At 64.1% G+C, this 20,810-nt stretch carries 18 protein-coding genes and 1 pseudogene; 1 reads left to right on the plus strand and 18 read right to left on the minus strand.

Translation table 11 applies throughout. From position 1 onward, the window contains the following. Nucleotides 1-58 precede the first annotated feature (58 nt). On the minus strand, nt 59-1,228 hold the full coding sequence (locus C5F71_RS27710; RefSeq protein WP_104912514.1) for a p-hydroxyphenylacetate 3-hydroxylase oxygenase component: 1,170 nt from the start codon (nt 1,226-1,228) through the stop codon (nt 59-61). Between the two features lie 377 nt (nt 1,229-1,605). Further along, on the minus strand, nt 1,606-2,697 hold the full coding sequence (locus tag C5F71_RS27715) for an NADH:flavin oxidoreductase/NADH oxidase (RefSeq protein WP_029291132.1): 1,092 nt from the start codon (nt 2,695-2,697) through the stop codon (nt 1,606-1,608). Between the two features lie 58 nt (nt 2,698-2,755). On the opposite strand from C5F71_RS27715, the gene C5F71_RS27720 reads away from it, so the two are divergent. Beyond that, nucleotides 2,756-3,091, plus strand: a complete 336-nt coding sequence (locus C5F71_RS27720) for a helix-turn-helix transcriptional regulator (protein ID WP_029291131.1) — start codon at nt 2,756-2,758, stop codon at nt 3,089-3,091. A gap of 52 nt (nt 3,092-3,143) precedes the next feature. Here C5F71_RS27720 and C5F71_RS27725 read toward each other — a convergent pair whose 3' ends face one another. The 16 genes and pseudogenes from C5F71_RS27725 to C5F71_RS27800 all read right to left on the minus strand — a co-directional run bounded on the left by C5F71_RS27725 (nt 3,144) and on the right by C5F71_RS27800 (nt 20,791). Further along, on the minus strand, nt 3,144-3,998 hold the full coding sequence (locus C5F71_RS27725; RefSeq protein WP_029291130.1) for a transporter: 855 nt from the start codon (nt 3,996-3,998) through the stop codon (nt 3,144-3,146). Nucleotides 3,999-4,084: 86 nt separating this feature from the next. Continuing rightward, nucleotides 4,085-6,184, minus strand: coding sequence for a PQQ-dependent dehydrogenase, methanol/ethanol family (locus C5F71_RS27730; RefSeq protein ID WP_070994195.1), 2,100 nt, complete (start codon nt 6,182-6,184; stop codon nt 4,085-4,087). 113 nt (nt 6,185-6,297) lie between these two features. After that, nucleotides 6,298-7,239: a transcriptional regulator FeaR gene (gene feaR, locus C5F71_RS27735; RefSeq protein ID WP_104912515.1), complete on the minus strand. Its 942-nt coding sequence runs from the start codon at nt 7,237-7,239 to the stop codon at nt 6,298-6,300. Between the two features lie 80 nt (nt 7,240-7,319). Continuing rightward, nucleotides 7,320-9,884 carry an EAL domain-containing protein gene (locus C5F71_RS27740; protein ID WP_104912516.1) on the minus strand — a complete coding sequence of 855 codons (2,565 nt, stop codon included), beginning with the start codon at nt 9,882-9,884 and terminating at the stop codon, nt 7,320-7,322. 117 nt (nt 9,885-10,001) lie between these two features. Beyond that, complete coding sequence (gspN, locus tag C5F71_RS27745; RefSeq protein WP_104912517.1) at nt 10,002-10,664, minus strand: type II secretion system protein N; 663 nt, start codon at nt 10,662-10,664, stop codon at nt 10,002-10,004. Beyond that, nucleotides 10,661-11,092, minus strand: a complete 432-nt coding sequence (gene gspM / locus C5F71_RS27750; protein WP_104912518.1) for a type II secretion system protein GspM — start codon at nt 11,090-11,092, stop codon at nt 10,661-10,663. The genes gspN and gspM overlap by 4 nt, the downstream gene beginning before the upstream one ends. Next, entirely contained in the window at nt 11,089-12,198 is a 1,110-nt protein-coding gene (locus C5F71_RS27755; protein WP_104912519.1) for a type II secretion system protein GspL, read from the minus strand. Before C5F71_RS27755 ends, gspM begins: the two co-directional genes overlap by 4 nt. A 14-nt stretch (nt 12,199-12,212) precedes the next feature. Continuing rightward, the gene (locus C5F71_RS27760; protein WP_070994189.1) at nt 12,213-12,803 is read right to left on the minus strand and encodes a type II secretion system protein J; all 591 of its coding nucleotides are present in this window, start codon (nt 12,801-12,803) and stop codon (nt 12,213-12,215) included. Then, nucleotides 12,800-13,165 carry a type II secretion system protein gene (locus tag C5F71_RS27765; protein ID WP_029291117.1) on the minus strand — a complete coding sequence of 122 codons (366 nt, stop codon included), beginning with the start codon at nt 13,163-13,165 and terminating at the stop codon, nt 12,800-12,802. Before C5F71_RS27765 ends, C5F71_RS27760 begins: the two co-directional genes overlap by 4 nt. After that, on the minus strand, nt 13,162-13,611 hold the full coding sequence (gspH, locus tag C5F71_RS27770; RefSeq protein WP_070994188.1) for a type II secretion system minor pseudopilin GspH: 450 nt from the start codon (nt 13,609-13,611) through the stop codon (nt 13,162-13,164). The genes C5F71_RS27765 and gspH overlap by 4 nt, the downstream gene beginning before the upstream one ends. Before the next feature lie 2 nt (nt 13,612-13,613). Then, entirely contained in the window at nt 13,614-14,072 is a 459-nt protein-coding gene (gene gspG / locus C5F71_RS27775; protein ID WP_371128903.1) for a type II secretion system major pseudopilin GspG, read from the minus strand. A 29-nt stretch (nt 14,073-14,101) separates the two neighbouring features. After that, the gene (gspF, locus tag C5F71_RS27780) at nt 14,102-15,304 is read right to left on the minus strand and encodes a type II secretion system inner membrane protein GspF (RefSeq protein WP_104912520.1); all 1,203 of its coding nucleotides are present in this window, start codon (nt 15,302-15,304) and stop codon (nt 14,102-14,104) included. Then, entirely contained in the window at nt 15,304-16,752 is a 1,449-nt protein-coding gene (locus C5F71_RS27785; RefSeq protein ID WP_104912683.1) for a GspE/PulE family protein, read from the minus strand. Before C5F71_RS27785 ends, gspF begins: the two co-directional genes overlap by 1 nt. Nucleotides 16,753-16,757: 5 nt before the next feature. After that, on the minus strand, nt 16,758-18,707 hold the full coding sequence (gspD, locus tag C5F71_RS27790) for a type II secretion system secretin GspD (RefSeq protein ID WP_104912521.1): 1,950 nt from the start codon (nt 18,705-18,707) through the stop codon (nt 16,758-16,760). Between the two features lie 7 nt (nt 18,708-18,714). Next, nucleotides 18,715-19,143, minus strand: coding sequence for a pilus assembly protein PilZ (locus tag C5F71_RS27795; protein ID WP_240160286.1), 429 nt, complete (start codon nt 19,141-19,143; stop codon nt 18,715-18,717). Continuing rightward, nucleotides 19,140-20,791, minus strand: a pseudogene (locus C5F71_RS27800) (lipoprotein UxpA). The gene C5F71_RS27795 and the pseudogene C5F71_RS27800 overlap by 4 nt, the downstream one beginning before the upstream one ends. Nucleotides 20,792-20,810: the final 19 nt, after the last annotated feature.

Raw genomic sequence — 20,810 nt, forward strand, 5'->3', positions numbered from 1 at the left:
GCTCCCGGGCAGGCCGATGGCCCTGCCCTGATTGTTCTTATAGGTAAAGAGTGGTGGGTCAGACCATTGCCGGATCCGGCTCCAGGCCCATCAGTTCACGCCCCAGGATCTGTGCGCAAACGTCGTAGTCGGTATAGGCATGCGCCCCAGTGAGGTGAGCGTCGCGGAACAGACGTTGCAGCTCGTTGGTTTCAAACCAGGCGCCGCCGCCCGCCGCTTCCATCAAGCGATCCACCGCCTGGATGCACATTTTGGTGGCGTAGCCCTGGTTGGTCCGCCAGAACGCCAGGGTGCCGCGGCTGGGGTATTCATGGCGTTCGCTGTGCTCGGCGATGTCGTCCCAGCTCTTTTCCAGCAACGCCCGCGCGGCGGCCACCTGGTGGGTGGATTCGGCCAGGCGCATCAGCGCCGGTGTCGCAGCGCCGACTGCCGCACCGGTGTAGGCCCGTACGCGGTTTTTGGTTTTTTCACGGAACACGTCGAGCATACGCTCGGCAATCCCCAGGCTGACGGTGGAAAAGCCGCTGGCAAAATACGGACGGTACGGCGCGAAGAAAATCTTGCTGTCGGGGTACAGGCCAAAGCCCGCCGACTTGCCTTCCATCATGTCCTTGGCCTTCTGGATGCGGTGCTCGGGGACGAAGGCCTGGTCGACGATCAAGGTCTTGCTGCCACTGCCGCGCATGCCCACGGCAAACCAGTCGTCACGAATCGTGTAGTCACTGCGCGGCAGCACGGCGAAGCAATAATCCTGGGTGCCTTCGGCGTTTTTGCGGCGAAAGCCCATGATTGCCCATTCGGCGTGATCGCAGCCTGAGCTCCAGCCCATCTCGCCGCTGAAGGTCACGCCACCGGGCACTTCTTCGGTACGCCCGAACGGCGCGATGCTGCTGCTGGCGGTGGCGTCCGGGTCAGTGCTCCAGACCTCCTCCTGCAGCTTTGACGGGAACATTGCCATCTGATGGCTGTGAGTACACAGCAGGCTCATGGCCCAAGCGGTACTTGCGCACGAGCCCGCCAACAGGGCGATGCACTGGGCAAATTGCGGCAGGGAGATTTCCATGCCGCCGTATTTCTTCGGCAAGAACGCGCGGTGCATGCCGATGCCCTTGAGCAACGCGATGTTCTCGGCAGGCACGCTACGGTCTTGCTCGGCGGCGAAGGCATTGGCAGCAATGGTGGGCAGGACTGACTTGAGGTCTTCGAGCAGAGGGTTTGGCTTTTTCATGGGTTGTCTCTTTATTATTGGATATCCCCATTCCTGGTGCGTCTGCGCCCTGTTCAAGCCAAAGGCAGGATAAAACAACCGGGAACGTTCGTAATGACGCGACCAGTATGTGGCGCTTGGTCGCAGCGCAAAATGCACGTTCCAAATGGAAGATTGTACTTTCCATGGCCCACAAAAAAGCCGCCGCAGAAACTGCGACGGCTCGGCCGAGGTGGAACAAGATCCAATGGGCGCTGCTTGCCTGCGATAGCTGTGTGTACCTGCCGGAAAAGTAGCGCCTGAACCACCACTATCGCGGGCAAGCCCGCTCCCACACTTGACCGGGTCGGAACGGGATCAGTGTGGGAGCTGGCTTGCCTGCGATAGCGTCGCGTGCCTCAGCGATAGCGCTCAAGCCAATGCGCGTAAGGCGCCGGCAGGGTCCAGGAGGCCTTGTCCACGCCCAGTTCCTTGGCGGCGAAGTACGCCCAGTGCGGGTCGGCCAGGTGTGCGCGGCCCACGGAAACCAGGTCCAGATGACCGGCCTGCAGTGCCCCTTCGGCCAGTTGCGGCGTGCCGAAACCCCAGGCCGACGTGACCGGCAGAGCGGCTTCACGACGTACACGCTCGGCAATCGGCCCCATGAACGCCGGGCCCCAAGGGATATTGGTGTCGGGGATGGTGAAGCCAACACTCACGCTCAACAAATCCAAACCGCCGTCCTTGAAGCGACGGGCCAGTTCAATGGATTCCTCCAGGGTCTGTTCGTCACGCCCGTCATATTCGATAACACCGAAACGCGCGGTCAGCGGCAGGTTTTCCGGCCAGACTTCACGCACGGCGGCCAGGGTTTCCAGGAGGAAGCGGCTGCGGTTGTCGAAGCTGCCACCGTAGGCATCGGTGCGCTGGTTGGAGTGTTCGGAGAAAAAGCTCTGGCCCAGGTAACCGTGGGCGAAATGCAGTTCGATCCACTCAAAGCCAGCGTCGCGGGCACGGCGTGCGGCATCGACAAAGTCCTGCTGTACTCGGGCGATATCTTCCAGGGTCATGGCCTGGGGGACTTTCGGCAGGTTCGCACCAAACGCGATCGCCGAGGGTGCCAGGGTTTGCCAGCCTCGGGCGTCGCCGGCGGGGATATGGTCGTCACCTTCCCATGGGCGGTTGGAACTGGCCTTGCGCCCGGCGTGGGCGATCTGGATGCCGGGCACCGAGCCTGCCGCCTTGATCGCTTGCACCATGGGTACGAAGGCTTGCGCATGGGCATCGCTCCAGATACCGGTACAACCGGGAGTGATCCGGCCTTCAGGGGCCACGGCGGTCGCCTCGACCACCACCAGGCCGGCGCCACCACGGGCCAGGCTGGCGAGGTGGACGTGGTGCCAGTCATTGACCATGCCGTCTTCGGCCATGTACTGGCACATCGGCGGAATAGCGATGCGATTGCGCAACGTAACGTCTTTGAGCGTAAAGGGTTCGAACAATGCAGCCATGGGAATGCTCCTGAAACGAGGGTAACGTTTGATTCGATAGTTCGATCTTAATCGAACTATGGTAATCAATGCTAGCCCTGTTATCATTCGTTTCATGCGAGCCTTTAAACATCCCTCCTCTGAAGAATTGACCCTCGAACGCCTGCTCTACGCGTTGAGCGACCCCGTGCGCCTGGACATCGTGCGTTGCCTGGCCGGGGTGGAAGAAGCCAGTTGTGGCGAGTTGGACGGCGGGCGTCCAAAGTCCAGCATGTCCCACCACTTCCGGGTTTTACGGGATGCGGGGCTGGTGCATACGCGCAGCGTTGGCACCACCCATATGAACTCCTTGCGGGCCGATGTGCTGGCCGTGCGGTTTCCTGGATTGCTGGAGTGCATTCTGTCCCAGCAGTGAGGAACTCAGGCGCCCTTCCGGGCGCCATCGCCGGCAAGCCGGCGCCTTCGGGTCAGTAGAAATACGCCAGGCGAAACTGCAGCGAATTATCGATCTTCACCCCTTCACGCACTGATGTGTCATGCATCAGTTGCCCCAATACCTGCACCTGTTTGCCCAGCATCGTGGCCACGGTAAAGCCCACCGTGCCATTGCTGCGGCTGGTGGCCAGGGTTTCATGGTCCAGCGTCTCGCGGGCGCCCCAATTGTGGCGATAGGAGACCGCCGCGTAAGTCTCTGGGGTGAAGTTGTAGCGCAGGTGGTTGTGCAGTTGCAGCAGCGGATCTTTCTTGGCATCGGTGGCGCGCTGTTCGCCGTAGAACTCCGTCTCGGCAATCACATCCCAGGTGATTTTGTCGGTCAGCCCCTTGATATAACCCACCTGGAAATCCACGGCCCAGCGGTTGCTGCTCAGGGCAAACCCCTGGTTCTTGTCGCTGCCCGTGGGCGCGGTGACAAACGCCGACCAACCCAGATGCTCGTTGTTGGCCAGATCCGCAATGGTCCACACCGTGCCGCCAAACGTGATGTCGCCCAACCCCGAGTTCTTGCTGTCGCTGGCACCGATCTTCTGGTAGCCGAAAGGAATGACAATCTGCGGATCCCATGTCAGGCCGGTGTTGAAAAACTCGGTGAAGTGGATCAGGCGCAACACGCCAACGGTCATGTCCAGGTCAAGGTTGTCGGCGACTTTCTTGCCGCCAGAGTAGACCTTGTCGCCCCGCGGGTTCTGCTGGTACAGCACCACCACATCGGTGCCCTGGGGCAAGGCCGTGTAGTCGCCGGGGTCGGGTTTGACGTCGGCATGGGCCAGAGGCGCCAAGCTGGCGAAAAGTGTGCCGAGGGTCAACGTGCTCAGTGTTTTCATGGCGAGTCCATCTTATTGTTATTGGAGGCAAAGCTTCGCCATGACGACTCCATGGGAAGTCGCCAGGCGCAGGTTTCAACGAGGGGTCAGTGGTGCGTCTTGAGATCGGCCTGCAAGTCCTGGGTCCGCTTGACCAGGTATTGGCGCAGCAGCTCCATGTCTTCGCGCTGCAGAATGTCAGAGAAGTTGGGCATGCCTTTATTGATCAACGCACCGCTGACATAGGCTGGAAATGCCGCGTGCTTGTTGTCGTCCAGATAGCGCAGGTCTGGCACCACCCCACCGCTGATCGCGTTCAAGCCATGGCAACCGGCGCACAGGCCGTTGAACATGTCACGCGCCTGGGCCAGTTGCCCGGGTGTCGCCGTGAGTACTTGGCGGGTGGTCGGCAGCACAGGCGCGGCCTTGGGCGGTGGCAGCTCGCCGGTGGCGCCAAGCTTGAAGGCAATCACCCGCGACTCGGCCCGTACCTTGCCCTTGTTGGTCAGCGGTCCGGTCAACAGCGGCAGGATCCCGCCCCACCCCACCGAAAACGCCACGTACTGCTCGCCGTTGACCGTATAAGTGACCGGCCCCGCCATCACGCCGGAATTGGCACGGTGCTCCCACAGTGGCTTGCCGGTGTCGGCACGATAGGCCACCACCCGCCCGTCGGCGGTGCCCTGGAACACCAGATTGCCGGCGGTGGCGAGGGTGCCGCCGTTGCCGGCACTGACATAGGGTTGTTTCCAGGCGGCTTTCTGCGTCACCGGGTCCCAGGCGATCAACTCACCGCTCCAGGCATCACGGATCTGGTTGAGCACTTTCGGGTCTTCCGGCAGGTCCGGCACATCCAGGCCAAAGTTGACCACCGATTTGTTCGGCAGGAACTGCGGGGCCTTGGCCGCCTTCAATTCGGCCAGGGTGTACTGCGCCGGTATGTACACGTAGCCGGTCTTCGGGCTGTAGGACATGGGGTGCCAGTTGTGCCCACCGAGGAAACTCGGCTGCACCACCTTCGGCTCCTTGGAATAGTCCGCCGCGCCGGTGAGGATTGGCCGCCCGGTCTGCAGGTCGATGCCACTGGCCCAGTTCACTGGCACGAAGTTGTTCGCTGACAGCAGTTTGCCGTTGGTGCGATCAAGGACGTAGAAGAAGCCGTTTTTCGGCGCCTGCATGATGACCTTGCGCACGCTGCCATCAATCTTGATATCGGCGAGAATCATGTGCTGGGTCGCGGTGAAGTCCCACTGGTCCTGTGGCGTGACCTGGTAGTGCCAGACGTATTCGCCGGTGTCCGGGCGCAGCGCGAGGATCGACGACACATACAGGTTGTCGCCCTTGCCATTGCTGCGGAACCGGTAATTCCACGGCGAGCCGTTGCCGGTGCCCACGTAGAGCAGGTCCAGTTGCGGGTCGTAGGCCATCGAGTCCCACACGGTGCCACCGCCGCCCCACTTGACCCAGCCGTCGCCATCCCAGGTTTTCATGGCCTTGGCCATCGCGGCGTTTTCCGCTGGCAGCTTGGGGTCGCCCGGCACGGTGTAGAAGCGCCACACTTGCTTGCCGGTGTCGGCATCGTAGGCGGTGACGTAACCGCGCACTCCGAATTCGGCGCCGCCGTTGCCGATCAACACCTTGCCCTTGACGATGCGTGGCGCACCGGTGATGGAGTAGCTTTTGCTGCGGTCAATGATCGTGTCCACGCTCCACACCGGCTGGCCAGTGCCCGCATCCAGCGCAATCAGGCGCCCATCAAAACTGCCCACGTAGACTTTGCCCTGCCACACCGCCACGCCGCGATTGACCGGGCCGCAGCAGCCCTGGCTGAGGTTTTCGGCGGGCACTTTCGGGTCGTATTTCCACAGCAACTCGCCGGTGGCCGCATTGATCGCATAGACGATGCTGAAGGCGCCCGTGGTGTACATCACCCCGTCGACCACCAGCGGCGTGGCTTCGGTGCCGCTGTCGATATCCAGCTTGGTGGTCCAGGCCATGCCCAACTGGCCGACGTTGCCGGCATTCACGCGGTCCAGGGGGCTGTAGCGTTGCTCATCGTAGGTGCGGCCGTGGCTCATCCAGTTACCGGGCTCCTGGTCGGCGGCGATGATGCGCGCCCCATCGACCTGGGCCGGCCCGGCCAAGGCGAGCGAAGCGCACGCGGCCATCAGCAGAGGCGTGCCCAACAGCAGGCTCCGTGTATTCATTGTTATTGTTCTCCAACATTAATCGGTTCTGGCCACGCTATTAGAGGGCCTGCCACCCGCGACCACTTGACTGAGGCTGCCAAAGCCCTTGGCATTCCCTGCCAAAGCGCTGCCTAAACCGGCTGCTGGCGAAAGTCCCGGGGCGCATGTTGGAAGTGCCGCTTGAAGGCCCGACTGAAATGCGCCGCGTCGACAAAGCCCCATTTGAAGGCGATCTGGGTGATCGACTCATGCCGCAAATCCCGAGCGCGCAGGTCCTGTGCCACCCGTTCCAGACGGCGCTGCTGGATATAACGCGCGATGCTTTCATGACGTTGCTCGAACAGCCGGTATAGCTGGCGCACCGAGACATTCAGGTGCCGCGCCAGGTACTCGGGGCCAAGGTCGGTTTCTTGCAGGGAAGCTTCCACCAGGCGCGTGGCCAGGCCGTAGATATCGTCCTGCCCCACGCAGGCAAAACCCGGCTGGCCTTCGGCACGCGCGTCCAGGCCGGCAGCCGCCAGGCCGATCATGGCTTGCTCCACGGCCGGGCCATCGTTCTCGCCGCCATAGCCCTCACTCAGTTGCGCATCCTCCAGGGAGCGCACCAGTGCACGGATCATATGGGTGGCGACGCTATTGCGCGCCAGCTTGCCAAACAAGCGCTGCTGGCCGAACTGGCGGGTAACCTCGGCACGTGACAGGTGCACCGAGGTATTCTGCACCAGCCCCTGGGGCTCGATCTCGAAGGCCTGGGCCGAGTCCACCAGGGCGATATCGTCCGGCCCCAGTTCGATCACCCGGTGCTGCTGACGGATGCGCTGGTGCCCGCTGCCCTGCAGGATCAGAAAGCAATGGCGGTCATCGTCGCCATCGCCGTGGGTGTGATCGCGGCTGATCAGCCCGGCATTGGTGCGGATATGGGCCAACTCCAGGCCACACACATCCTGGCCATGGACGCTGCCGATAAACAGGCTGTGTCGATCTGAGCGCGCGGTGCTGAAATTGCCGCATACCGCACGCAAGTCACGATTCCAGTTGGCGAACTCAACGCAAGGGTTCAACAAGGCAGGCATACCCCCTCCCACAGACCATTTATAGTTATATTGTTAACATATTATCTATATAGGGTCAGCGCAAGCGTGGTAAGGCGCTGCTAATCATTCCGGCCCGTGATCAACGCACTGATCGCCTGGGCATTCACCGGCACGCTGAGGTAGAAGCCCTGCGCCTCATCGCACTGCACATCCTTCAGCGCCTTGAGCTGGTCGAGGGTTTCCACGCCTTCGGCGGTCACCGTCAGCGAGAGCGCGCGGCCCAGGCCGACAATCGCCTGGATGATCGACTGATCGCCGCCGCTGGCGGTCAGCCCACCGACAAAACTGCGGTCGATCTTCAGCCCGTCGAAGGGGAATGAGCGCAGATAACTCAACGATGAATAGCCGGTGCCAAAGTCATCCATCAGCAAGCGCACGCCCAGGGCCTTGAGGCCTTGCATGGTGTCCAAGGCGATTTTCTCGTCGTTGAGCATCACACTTTCGGTCAACTCCAGCTCCAGTCGCGCCGGGTTCAAACCCGTCTCGACCAGCACTGCTTTGACCCGCGCCACCAGGTGTCCGCGCTGGAACTCGGTAGAGGACAGGTTGACCGAAATCATCACATCCTCAGGCCAGCCAGCGGCCGCCTGACAGGCCGCGTGCAGCACCCAATTGCTCAACGGCAGGATCAACCCGGTTTCTTCGGCAATGGGGATAAACACGTCAGGGCCCAGCAGCCCGCGCCGCGGATGTTCCCAACGCACCAAGGCCTCGGCGCCGGCAAGGCGCTTGCCTTCGATGCGGTAGCGCGGCTGGAAATCCAGGCGCAGCTCACCGTTCTTGATGGCATGGCGCAAATCGGCTTCAAGCTGGCGCCGCTCAATGATCCGCGCGTTCATATCCCCCGCATAAAAACGCCAGGTATTGCGCCCGCTTTCCTTGGCTTCATAGAGCGCAATATCGGCATAGCGCAGCAGGTCTTCGGCCAGGGTCGCATCCACCGGCGCCATGGCAATACCAATGCTGGCGCTGATGAATACTTCATGTTCAGTGATGTAAAACGGCTGCTCGATACAGTCGATCAGGCGCCGACACAGGCCTTCTACTTCCAACGGCGAACTCATGCCCGCCACCACCAACATAAACTCGTCGCCGCCAATGCGCGCAACCAGGTCGTCACCGCGCAGGCAGCCCTGCAAGCGCCGCGACACCTGGTTGAGTACGTCATCGCCAGCCGCGTGCCCCAGCAGGTCATTGACCGGTTTGAAGCGATCGAGATCGATACTGAGCATGACCAATGGCTGTTCCAGGGTCGGCACCGCCTTGAGCTTGCCCTCGAGGAATTCCTGCATGCGCGAGCGGTTGGCCAGCCCCGTCAAGGCATCGTGTTGCGACAGATACTCAATGCGTCGCCGGGCCTGTACCTCTTCGGTGATATCACTGGCGGTGCCCCGATACCCCTGCCCCGGTATCTCGCGCACCGACAATCGGCAGATCCGTGGCTCGCCGTCACCCGACAGGTAGTTGCATTGCACGATGGCATTCGGGCGATGGGCGTGGTCCTTGAACCAGCTGGACAGCAGGCCCTGATCCGAGGCCAATAGGTCATCCGCTGCCAGCCCCAGGCAGTTGGCGCCCTTGAGGCCGGTGATCATATCGAAACGCTCCGACAGGTAGGTGAAGCGCAAATGGGTGTCCAGCTCCCAGATCCAATCGGATGCCGCCTCGGCCACATCGCGAAAACGCGCCTCGCTGACCAACAGCGCGGCACGACTGGCTTGCAAGGTGGCGTAGTTGCTGTCCATGATCCGCGCGGCGGCGGTGCTGCGGCGCTGGATCACCCAGGCCATCAGGGCGAAGATCAGCCCGGCGGCCGTGACCAGGGGCACGACCAGCACCAGCAACTGGTGCCCCGGGTCATCCGAGTCCCATTGCACCACGCCGGCATTGTCCCTGAGGCTCAGGCTCGGGACGCCGGCCGGCGCCCCGCCAGGCGGGACGACCCGCAGGCCTTGCACGCCAAAGTCCTCGCCCAACGCGGCCAGACGTTGCGGCGTGAGCTTGGCAATGAAGATCAACACAGAGGCGGGCCCACTGTCGGCTTTCACGTCGGGGTCGGTGCCCGGCGTCAGCGCCGCAGCAGCCATCACGGCGGGCGTCCCGTCTGCCTGTATCAACCGGCTCACCGATTGGCTGTTGACGGCGGCCTCCCTGGCCTGGGCCAGCAGTGGCTCGATCGGGATGTGCAACCAGTCCTGCACGGCCACGGTCTGCAACTGGCCATCAATCACCGAATACACCGTCCGGCCAGCAGGATCGACAACAAAGACCCCCTGGAAGCCCAAGTCGGCAAATAGCGTCGAGCCCAGGTTCTGGCGGACAAACGCCCAATCCACATCCACCTGCTGATGCAGGTGGGTGTAGGCGTCCCCCCAAAATGCATAGTCCTTGACCGTAGCGCCGGCAACCCGCTCGACAGACAGCAAAGCGTTTTCGATATCGATCCGGCTGTGCTCGCCAGCGTCGTGATTCAGGTGATCGGCAATCGAAACCAGCAGCACCCCGACCAACAGAAACATGGCCAGTAACAGCAGCGAACAGGCGAGCAGATAAGCCCGTGCGGTAGAGAGATTGGAAACTTTGCCTTCCAGCGACGACTTCGGATCAACGTTGAGCTTTTCCATAGCGCTCCAGGCGCCAAGGCGCCCTGACAACCCGCACCGAAAACCACACCACGCACACACAGCTGCGCGACTGCCTGCCCATAGAAGATAGACACTATTTCGCGATCCATCGAACGATCAGGGTTTACCCAGCACCTTATTGAAGCTTTGCGCCGCCGGTTGCAGCCAGCGCGCCTGCACCAGCAGCGGGGTCACGGCGGCTCCCGGCTCGACCTGCCCATCCACCTGCAACCGCTTTGCGGCGGCCTGGACCTTGAAATGGTGCTCGGCCGCTAATTGCACATCCGCCAGCAGCCGCAGGCCATCGCTGCACTGTAGTTCGATCCGGGCGTTGCCCAGCTTGACCAGCCACGGGCTCAACAGCGCTAGGTCGTGCCCCACCAACTGGCCTTCGGTGTTACGACAACTGGCCCCGGCGCCATTAACCTGCAATCGACCTTCCCAGCGACCGTCCAGCACGAACATCGGCGCCGGCACGGCGTTGACCGCGCGCGGTGCCAGTTGCACCTGCCACTTCCATGGCCAGCCTTGGACCGACAGCGCCCATATGCGCTGTTGAAAGCCCAGGTTCACCTGCGCCTTCCACGGCCGCAGGTGCCACTCCACCGGGCCCAGGGCGCCGACCCGCGCCGCGCGGCCATGCCATACGCTGCCCGCGACACCGATGGGCTGCCAGCCCGCCGGCCAGGGTATTTGGCGGGCGACAAAGGTGGCTGGCAGTTCCAGCAGCAAGGTCAGGGCAAACACCAGAACGGCCCACGTGATAAGCGCGCGACTCATGGCCGCGCCGCCACTTCCAGGCTAAAGACATATCTTTGGCCGCCCCCCTGTTCAAGGCTCCACTGCAGCGGCCGTGCCCCCTGCTCCTGCACAGTGCGCAGCAGTTGTTGCAGGGCCTGGGGCCCGGGCAGCTCGCCTTGCAATTGCCAGCGATCGCCCTGCTGTTCGACACGGGTCAACACCCATTGGCGCGACACCGCCAGCGCCTGCCATTGCTCGTTGGAAAACGCTGCGGGCGGTAGCAGCGCACTGGCTTGCTGCGCCAGTGCCTGCCACTGGCGCGCATCCTGCCAGGCTGCCAACAGCGGCCGCGTCAGCAACACCAGCAGCAACAGCACAACGGTTGACCAGCCGGCCAGCAGGCTATAGCGGCGCTTGGGCGGCAGTTGGTTGAAGTGGGTCAGGTACGCTTGCATCCGGGCGTTCATGGTTGTTCTCCCAGATCAAAACTCAGGTGCAGTTGCCCGCCAGCGCCCTGTGCTTCATCCATCCATTGGGCACTCGCGAGTTGGGCAATGGCCTGCCATTGGGTCGGCTCCGGCCGGGGGCCATTGCCGCGCAGGCCGAGGCGCCAATGCTTGCCGTCAAACGCCATGCTTGTCACCGACCAGCCGGGTTGCTGTTGCAACCAGGCCGAGAGTCCCTGCTCCAGGGCCACGATCTGTTGCTGGCGCACCTGCCACTCGTTCGCCGCGCCTTGCACCCGCGCCAACGCCGCACGGGCCTGTTGCGGGTTGCTGGCGGGCCCGGCCACCGCCCGGACCTGGGTTTTCCACACGTCGACCTGACGCACGCTCTGCAGCAGATACACCGCCCCCCAACAGGCCGCCAACACCATGCATCCCAGCAGCAAGTGGCGCTGCAAGCGGCTCATCATCGGCGCTCGCTGCGCGCGCACGCGCGTCGGCCGCGAGCCTTCCAGCACACTGGGCAATTGCTCCAGGCGCGACAGCCGCGAAGGCCAGTCGCCCGCAAGCGTCTGCGCAGGCAAGTCGCGCCAGGCCTGGGGCAAGCGCTCACCCAACGCCTGTGGCCACACCAACCATTGCCGGGAGTGGGCCTTCAGGCACAGCAGTTGTTCGCGCTGCCAACGCACCGCGTGCCCCGGCTCGGCGTCTGGCAGCAACTGCAACTCCGCCCAGCCGTGGGTAATTTGCACGCCAAGTGCGGCACACTCGGCCAGCCATTGCTGCACCTGCTCGCGCTGCATCACCAATAGCTCCAACTGCCCAGCTTCGCGGGACAGGCAACTGACCAGTAACGCTTCGGCGGGCTGCTGCGCGTACTCTTCAAACAATTGCGGCCACTCATGGCGCTTGAGACCCGGCGGTGCCGGCAGGCAGAAATGGCTGCAGTCAAGCGCCGGGATAATCAAGGCGCCCGGCAGTTGCAGCAGTGCGGCCGGTGGCGGCCAGGCGCCGCTTGAGCAAGCCCGTTGCGCGCTGTAGTGCAGCCACTGCCAACGACCTTCGGCGAGGCTTGGCGGACGCATCAGCAACCATTCCCGGGGTTTGGCCCGCAGACGCTCAAACATACCGGTGCTCCCACTCACGGCTGGGTATCGGGCAAGGCGAAGGTACAGACATAAGGGGCTCCATGATGCTCGAACTCGATCCGCACGCCGCGATTGGGCTGGGCGGCAACAGTAGAAGGAAAGGCCAGCCAACGCGTGCCCTGATAAAAACTGAACGTGGCGCGCGCGACCGGCGCCAATGACTCCTTGAGCGTCCAGCGGGGCTTGCTGGCCGCGTACAGGTCGGCCGAGACCCACAGCTCGAGGCGCTGCTGGCGCGCATCGAACAACAGGCGCTGGCGTTGTACGCGCGATGCGCCGTCGGCGGGCGGCCATGCGGCCAGGGCCACCCACTGCAGTTGCCCCAGGCTCGGCTGCCACTCCAGCCAGGCCAACTCCAGGGGCAAGCGCTGCTCGTACAACTGGCGCAACACCAGGGCATCGAAGCGGCGCTCCAGGGCCATGCACAATTCCAGTACCTGGGGCTCGCCGCCGGGCTCCTCCAGGCGCTCACGCACCTTGACCCAGCCATTGACCAGAGCCGCCAGCAACACCCCGACCACCGCCGTGAGGGCCATCGCCACCAACAACTCCACCAGGGTCAAGCCGCGCTGCGTGGCCTTCATGGGCGCACCAGAAACAGGCTGAACTGGCCCAGGGGCTGGCGCTGCTCGGGATCGGCAAAGAGCGTCAACTCACCACGACGCAGGCGATTGACCCCGGTATTGCCCAGGGTCAATTGCCAATGACAGGTGCCAAGCCCCTGCCGCAACTGACCGCTCACCACATTGATCTGCGGCCAGTACTGCTCCACGCCAAACCGCGTCTCCAGCTCCCGCGCGCACAAACTGCCCAGGCGATGCTGCGCGACGGCCTGGTGGGTAGCGATGCGCTGGCGCAGCAACTGGCTGACCATCACTGCCATCAGCGCGGCAATCCCCAGGGCGACCATGACTTCGAGCAAGGTAAAACCTCGTTGGCGCTTCATGGCAGGGTCGCGATATGCAAGGTGTTGTCGGCCTGCCATTGCCAGCGCTGGCGGCCCTCGGCCCAGCGCCAGGTCAATGACACCGGGCGGGCCAGCCCCGATGGGGTGAACATCACTTGGGGCTCGCTGCTCACGGGCCAGTCAGGTTGCAGGCCGGCCGGCCAGGGCGCGCCGCGCGAGGGTTCGACCCGCCATCCTGGCGCCCCCCGCCCAGCCTGCCAGCGCACGAACTCGGGGCTGCGGCCGTTCCAGCGCAAGCCCAGCAACTGCCCGGCATGCCGGGCCTGGGCGGCCTGGCTGCGCGCCTCGTTGGCCAGTTGGGCCAAGGCCTGGCGCATCGGCGCCTGGCCGGCATCGAGGAAGGCCACGCCCAGGGCGCTGAACAAACCGACGATCAACAACACCACCAGCATTTCCAGGAGCGAAAACCCGCGACTGCGCCGCATGCTTAGAGGTCCCAGTTACCGATATCGGCATCGGTGCCTTCACCGCCTTGCTGGCCGTCAGCCCCCAGGGAAAAGAGATCCACCCGGCCATGCTGGCCTGGCGTGCGGTAGCCATAGGCGTTGCCCCACGGGTCCTCGGGCAGCCGGCGGATATAGCCGTCGGCGCGCCAGCTGCGAGGCAACGGCTCCAGGGACGGTTTGCTGACCAGGGCCTGCAAACCCTGCTCGGAGGTAGGGAACCGCAGGTTGTCGAGGCGGTACATATCCAGCGCCTGCTCCAGGGTCGCCAGGTCAGCCAAGGCCTTCTGGCGCATGGCCTTGTCCTGGCTACCGAGCACGCTGGGGGCGACCACCGCGATCAGCAGGCCGATGATAAAAATCACCACCATGATTTCCATCAGGGTGAAACCGCGTTCGCGGCGTTTGACTGCACGATTGCCTGGCATGGCGTGCTTTTCCATTTCAAGTTCTCCAGTTTCAGGTTGTCTGTTCAAAGGCTAAGGCCCTGATTGAGCTGCATGATTGGCAGCAATACCGCCAGCACGATGAACAGCACCACCGCGCCCATCAGCAGAATCATCAGGGGTTCGAATAACGCCAGCAGCAGGTCGACCTGGCGCGCAAACCCACGCTCCTGGTTGTCGGCGACCCGCTCCAGCATGTCGGGCAAGGTGCCGCTGGCCTCGCCGCTGGCGACCATGTTCAGCAGCATCGGCGGGAAGTGCCCGCTGGCACTGAGGGCGCGGTACAGGGTCACGCCGCCTTCGACCTGCTCACGCACGGTTTCCAGGGCTTGGTGAATCTGCCGGTTGCCGACCGTGGCGGTGGCGACCTCCAGGGATTCAAGCAACGGCACCCCACTGCCGAGCAAAATCGCCAGGCTGCGCGACACCCGCGCGCTTTCCAGCACCGACAACAGCACGCCAATACGTGGCAGGCGCAAGGCCAGGCTGTCACGGCGCAAGCGCCACAGTGGCCGGCGCAGTAAAACCCGCGCCCCCAGCGCCAGCAGCAAACCCAGCCCCAGCAACCACGGGCCCAGCATCACCAGGCCTTCGCTGGCGCCGATCAGCACCCGGGTGATCAACGGCAGGCTTTGCCCGGTGTGGCTGAACTGCTCGGTGAGCTTGGGCACCACAAAGGTAATCAGGCCGATCACCACCGCCAGCGACACCAGGATCAGCACCGCCGGGTAGATCAACGCCGTGCGCGCCTTGTGCCGCTGTTTTTGTACTTGCTCCAGGTGCTCGGCCAGGCGCTCCAGCACCGGCGCCAATTTGCCCGAGCGCTCACCGGCCTCGACCAGTGCGCAATACAGCGTGTTGAACTGCCCACCCTGGCGACGCAGGCTCTGGGCCAGGCTCAAACCTTCACCAAGGGCGCCGCGCACCGCCACCAGCAGGTTGCGGATCGCCGGCTCTGCCAATTGCCGTTCCAGGGTGCCCAGGGCATCCACCAGTGGGATGCCGGCACTCAACAGCGTGGCCAATTGGCGGGTCAATTCGCACAGTTGCCCATGGTTCAAACGTTGCCCACGCGGGCTCGACAGGCTAGCGCCCTGCACCTGCAGTTCACGGGCGAACAGGCCTTGCTCGCGCAGCAGTTGCCGGGCATGGCGCTCGCTTTCTGCCTGGATACTGGCTTTGCGGCGATTGCCGCGCAGGTCCAGCGCCTGGTAGCGGTAGGTTGGCATCAGTCGCGCACCGCACGCAGGACCTGCTCCAGGCTGGTGTCGCCACGGCGCAGGCAGTCGGTGGCCATGGCGGTCAGGCTCTGGCGCTTGTCGGCCAGGTATTCGTGCATGGCCGCTTCGCTGGCGCCGTCGTACAGCAGGCTGATCAAGCCGGCATCCAGGGTGATGAATTCGTAGAGCCCGATCCGGCCGTTGTAGCCACTGCCCTGGCAGTCGTCGCAGCCCTGGGGGTGAAAGCTCTGTTCGAGGGTTGCCAGTTCCGGCCACAGCTGGCGCTCGGCGGCCTGCAATGGCGCAGGCGTTGCGCAATGGCACAAACGGCGCACCAGGCGCTGGGCCATGACGCCCTTGAGGCTGGAGGCGATCAGGAACGGTTCGATGCCCATGTCACGCAAGCGGGTGACCGCGCCCACCGCGCTGTTGGTGTGCAGCGTCGACAGCACCAAGTGCCCGGTGAGGCTGGCTTGCACGGCGATTTGCGCGGTCTCCTGGTCACGGATTTCGCCGAGCATGATCACGTCCGGGTCCTGGCGCAGGATCGCCCGCAGGCCACTGGCGAAGGTCATGCCGGCGCGGGGGTTGATCGCGGTCTGGCCGATGCCGGTGATGGCATATTCCACCGGGTCTTCGACGGTGAGGATGTTGCACGAGCCATCGTTCAGCGCATTGAGGCTGGCATACAGCGTGGTGGTCTTGCCCGAGCCGGTGGGCCCGGTGCTCAGCAGAATCCCGTTGGGCCGTGACAGGCAGGCGCGCAGAGCCTGCTCCACCTCGGCGGGCATCCCCAGGTTATTCAGGTCCAGCAGATTGGCCTGTTTATCCAGCACCCGCATCACCACGCGCTCGCCGTGGATACCGGGCAAGGTCGAGACGCGGATATCCACCTCGCGCCCAGCGGAGCGCAGGGTAATGCGGCCGTCCTGGGGCTGGCGTTTTTCGGCGATGTCCAGGCGCGCCATGACCTTGATCCGCGACACCAACATCGCCGACAAGGCCCGTGGCGGGCGCAGGATCTCGCGCAGATGGCCATCGACCCGCAGGCGCACCACCAGGCTCTGCTCGAAGGTTTCGATATGGATATCCGAGGCCCGCAGGCGCAGGCCTTCGGCGAACAGGCCGTTGATCAAGCGGATCACCGGTGCCTCGTTGTCGCTCTCCAGCAAGTCTTCGATACGCGGCAGTTCGTTGATCAGGCTGTCGAGGTCAACCTGCTCGCCGATGCCTTCGATCAACGCCGCCGTGGCTGACTCGCCAGCCTGGTACAAAGCGCCCAGGCGCAGTTCGTACTGGGCCGGGTCAAGGTGCTCGACCAGTGTCGGCAGGCCATGCACCCGCAACACTTCCTGCAAGGCGTCGGTGTCGACATCCTCGCGCAGGCACAAGGTCCAGCCCTGCGGGCCCGGCGCCCGTGCCAAACCCGCCTGGCGCGCCAGTCGATAAGGCAACAACGTACTCACCACACGCCCTCGTCCAGGCGTTCGCGGCTGGCCGGGAACAGGCGCAGCAAGGCGTTGTTATCGGAGATTGCGGGCAATGCCAGGTTGGAGTTGACCTTGAGGTTGCGGTACTTCTCGCTGCTCAGTTGGGCCAGGGTCTCGCCATCGCGCATGATCCGCGGGCGGATAAATACCATCAGGTTCTGCTTGGTGCGCTGGCTGGCGTTGGAGCGGAACAGCCGCCCTACCCCCGGAATGTCGCCGAGCCACGGCACACGCTGGTCACTGTTCTTGGCCTCGTCACCGATCAGCCCACCGAGCACCACCAGGCCGTTGTCTTCGACCATGACCTTGGTCTTGATCTCGCGCTTGTTGGTGATCACATCGCTGGCGCCCGTGCTTTCGGCAATCGACGAGACCTCTTGCACGATGTCCAGGCGCACGGTGTTGTCGATATTGATCTGCGGCTTGATCCGCAGCTTGATCCCCACTTCCTTGCGCTCGATGGTCTGGTAGGGGTTGGTGTTGTTCTGCGTCACCGAGCCCGTCACAAAGGGCACTTCCTGGCCCACCAGGATCGACGCTTCGGCGTTGTCCAGGGTCAGCAGGGTCGGGGTCGAAAGCAGGTTGAAGCCGCTTTCGCTTTTCAGTGCGTTGAGCAGTGCAAGGAAGTTCAGCCCGCCGCCGTTGAGCTTGCCAAAGCCTGCGGTGGCGCCGGGCACATTGGCCAACAGCTTGCCCAGGCCAGCCGTGTCACCACTGGCAGCGGCCCCCGCCAGGCCGGCGATGCTCGTCCCGCCATTGGTAAAGTTCACCGCGCCGCCGCCAAACGAGTCACCCAAAAACAACCATTGCACCCCCAGTTCCTGGGCGCGGGTGTCGGAGACTTCGGCGATGATCGCCTCCACCACCACCTGGGCACGGCGGATATCCAGCTGTTCGACGATGGTGCGGTAGGCGGCGATTTCGCTGTCCGGGCCGACCATCACCACGGCATTGGTACCCTCCTCCGACTCCATGCGAATCCCCGAGGCGCTGGCCGCCATCTGCTTGGGCGCGCCTTCCCCGGCCACGCCCTCGCCACCGGCGCCGGGAGTGTCCTGGCTCAAGCCGCGCAGCACCTTGACCACTTCGGCGGCGTTGGCATGGCGCAGGTACATCACCACGGTATTCGACGGGCGCAAGGCATTTTGCGGCTGGTCCAGTTGTTTGAGCAGCGCGCGCACGCGCTGGCGGCTGTCGGCACTGCCGCGCACCAGCAAGGCGTTGCTGCGCGGGTCGGCCACCACCTGCGCACCATCGGCGCCCTGCTCGCGGGCCAGCAAGCGGGTCATCAATTGCGCGGTGTCGTTGGCGCTGGCGTTGACCAGGGGCAGCACTTCCAGGGGCTCCTGGCTGACCTGGTCGAGTTGCTGCAACAGCGCGTCGATACGGTCGAGGTTGCTGCGCCAGTCGGTGATCACCAACAGGTTGGCCGACGGGTATGGGCTGATCACCCCGACGCGAGGGTCGATCAGCGGCTTGAGGATATTGAGCATCTGTTCACTGGCGGCGTTGCGCACGCTGAATACCCGGGTGGCCATGCCGTCGTTGGCTTGCGCAACCTGGCGCGCTGACTCCACCGGCACCGGCTCCAGGCGTGCGGCCTGGTCCGGCACGATCTTCACGCTGCCATTGGGCAGGTTGACGGCGGCAAACCCCTGGGCGCGCAACTGGGCGAGGAAGATGTCGTAGATCGCCTCGCTACCGAGCATGTCCAGGCTGCGCACCGTGACCTTGCCCTTGACCCGCGGGTCGATGATGAAGGTGGTGTTGGTGATGCGCGATACGCTGTCGATAAAGTCGGTGAGTTCGGTATCGATGAAGTTCACTTCATACAAGGCCGGTGCTTCTTCGGCGCCGACCGGGGTCACGCTCAAGGCCAGGCACAATGCGCTCAGGCCCAGGCATTTATTGATCATGTGCATCGTCGGTTCATTCCTTGCGCTTGAGGCCGATCACCGGGCGCTCAGTCGGCCATGGCAAGCGCTCGCGCTGCCCTTGATTGTCGAAAATCAGCCCGCGTTCATCGATGTCCTGCAAGACGATGCCCGGGGCCAGGCGCTGACCCAGGGTCAGCGTGCGTTCTTGTTGCGCAAAGCGCAGGACCAGCACCGTGGCGCGCAAGGGTGTGGCCTTGAGGCTGCCCAGGTAATCGACCTTGAGCGTGGTCAACGGCAGGTCGTCGCTGGGCGCTTGGCGTGGTGTCCAGTGGCTGCTCAACAGGTCGGCGACCGGTGCGGGAGCCGCAGTTGGCACGATCGGCTGCGCGATCCCGTGCCACAGTTGCAACACGCATTGCGCCGCGAGCCAGGCCACCAACGTAACCAGCAGCACGTTGAGCAGGCTGCCTGCGCGGTTCAACTGAGCAGGCTCCGTGGATGCCATCCTGGGTGCCCTTGCACGTAACGCACTTCGGGCAATTGCAACGGCGCCAGTTGCCAATCCGCCGGTTGCTCGCGCAACCAGCCTTCCAGGTGTTGCCACAACGGTTGCCCGGCATCGGCGGCAAAGCCCAGGCCAAAGGTGCGGCAGGTGCCTACAGGTTCGGCAAACTCACTGACCCTTTTACCGCCGGGGCTATAAGTGACTTGCCAGGGCTGGCCGAGCCAGCGCGGCAGGTCCTGGCTGTTATCCAGCAGCAGCGGCTCGCCAAACAGTTGCTCGGCGCCGTTTTCCAGGACCTGGCGCACCTGCTGCGCCGGTACATCGACCACCGGCGCCGGGTAACTGGCACTGAGGCTGATCAAGTGTTCGCGGGTGATCATCTGGCCGCGCGCCAAGGGGCTGTCATAACGCAGGCCCGGTAGCAGCACCGCGCTCTTGGGCTCGCGGGCCAGGGCCTGGTGCAACAGGCGATCCCAACTGCCGGCGCGCACATCGCGGCGCCAGAGGTTTTCCGGGGCCTTGGCCAGGGGTTGGTCGAGCCAGGCCGCGTGGGCGGCGCGTTGTTGTTGCAGGCGCGGTTGCAGGCGCTGGGCATGGGCCTGGGCGCTGGCATCCAACGCACTGGCCTGGGCCGGAAAAAAGCGTGCATCAAACCGCCATTGCCCCGCCTGCGCCTGGCAACGGATGCGAAACGCGCCGCTGGCCCGGGTCCCCCCAGCACCACCGGTACACGTTTGCCGGAACTCTGCAGGATCTCCACCGGCTGCGGCCACAGGTCCTGGCCACGGGCACACAACATCAAGTCCACCTGGCTCAGGCGCTCCGCCAGCCAGAACCCCGGCCCGGTGCCGACATCGGCCAGGGCCACCACCAGGTCGGCTTCTTCACGGGCTTGGGTGAGCACCGGTTGCAGGCTGTGCAACCATTGCTTCAAGGAACCTTGCTGGTCCCGCGCATAAGGGTCGGTGATGCCGACGACGGCGATACGCACGCCCCCCCGGCGGAACACCTGCATCCCCGGGGTGGCCAGGCGCTGCGCACTGGCGCTGGCCAGGCCGGCGCCCAGCACCGGATGACCGAATTGCTGATACAGGCCCTGGCATTGTTCGGGCCACAGCACGCGTTCATCGCTGCTGACCCGTACCTCGCTGCCCAGCAACTGGCTGCCCTGAACCCCGGACAAGCCACGGGTCAGGTAGGCCAGGCCGCTGCCGTTCCAGCACTGGCCGTTTTCCAGGGTCAGGCTATTCTCATGCCCGGCTTCATCACGCAGGCGTTGCAGCACCGCGCCGAGTACCGCATAGCCACCGGTTTGTACGCTGTCACTCAAGGAGGCATCCAGCAGGCCATCCAACTGGCTGCCATCGGCTTGGCGAAAACGTGCATTGGCCCCGGTGATCCACGGCGCCTGGCCGATCCGTGTCGCCGGCCCCAGACGTGTGGCGGGGACCACCGGGCGACCCGGCAGGCGCGCATCGAGGGTGTCGGCGATGTACAACAAGTCGACCGGCTGGCTGTCCGCGGGCCCCGCCGCAGCCCCCAGGCTAGAGCAGCCGGCCAGCCACGGCGCACAGGCGCCCAGCGTCATCCATCCCAATACATCGCGCCGCACCATTGAAGCCATTGTTCTCTCACCCTAGGGC

It is taken from the genome of Pseudomonas sp. LG1D9, assembly GCF_002949995.1.
Lineage (GTDB): Bacteria > Pseudomonadota > Gammaproteobacteria > Pseudomonadales > Pseudomonadaceae > Aquipseudomonas > Aquipseudomonas proteolytica.

Bases quoted from the DNA above. Each gene is read 5' to 3' on its own strand.
- C5F71_RS27710 (WP_104912514.1), bottom strand. From the start codon at position 1,228: ATGAAAAAGCCAAACCCTCTGCTCGAAGACCTCAAGTCAGTCCTGCCC.
- C5F71_RS27715 (WP_029291132.1), bottom strand. From the start codon at position 2,697: ATGGCTGCATTGTTCGAACCCTTTACGCTCAAAGACGTTACGTTGCGC.
- C5F71_RS27720 (WP_029291131.1), top strand. From the start codon at position 2,756: ATGGTAATCAATGCTAGCCCTGTTATCATTCGTTTCATGCGAGCCTTT.
- C5F71_RS27725 (WP_029291130.1), bottom strand. From the start codon at position 3,998: ATGAAAACACTGAGCACGTTGACCCTCGGCACACTTTTCGCCAGCTTG.
- C5F71_RS27730 (WP_070994195.1), bottom strand. From the start codon at position 6,184: ATGAATACACGGAGCCTGCTGTTGGGCACGCCTCTGCTGATGGCCGCG.
- feaR (WP_104912515.1), bottom strand. From the start codon at position 7,239: ATGCCTGCCTTGTTGAACCCTTGCGTTGAGTTCGCCAACTGGAATCGT.
- C5F71_RS27740 (WP_104912516.1), bottom strand. From the start codon at position 9,884: ATGGAAAAGCTCAACGTTGATCCGAAGTCGTCGCTGGAAGGCAAAGTT.
- gspN (WP_104912517.1), bottom strand. From the start codon at position 10,664: ATGAGTCGCGCGCTTATCACGTGGGCCGTTCTGGTGTTTGCCCTGACC.
- gspM (WP_104912518.1), bottom strand. From the start codon at position 11,092: ATGAACGCCCGGATGCAAGCGTACCTGACCCACTTCAACCAACTGCCG.
- C5F71_RS27755 (WP_104912519.1), bottom strand. From the start codon at position 12,198: ATGTTTGAGCGTCTGCGGGCCAAACCCCGGGAATGGTTGCTGATGCGT.
- C5F71_RS27760 (WP_070994189.1), bottom strand. From the start codon at position 12,803: ATGAAGGCCACGCAGCGCGGCTTGACCCTGGTGGAGTTGTTGGTGGCG.
- C5F71_RS27765 (WP_029291117.1), bottom strand. From the start codon at position 13,165: ATGAAGCGCCAACGAGGTTTTACCTTGCTCGAAGTCATGGTCGCCCTG.
- gspH (WP_070994188.1), bottom strand. From the start codon at position 13,611: ATGCGGCGCAGTCGCGGGTTTTCGCTCCTGGAAATGCTGGTGGTGTTG.
- gspG (WP_371128903.1), bottom strand. From the start codon at position 14,072: ATGGAAAAGCACGCCATGCCAGGCAATCGTGCAGTCAAACGCCGCGAA.
- gspF (WP_104912520.1), bottom strand. From the start codon at position 15,304: ATGCCAACCTACCGCTACCAGGCGCTGGACCTGCGCGGCAATCGCCGC.
- gspD (WP_104912521.1), bottom strand. From the start codon at position 18,707: ATGCACATGATCAATAAATGCCTGGGCCTGAGCGCATTGTGCCTGGCC.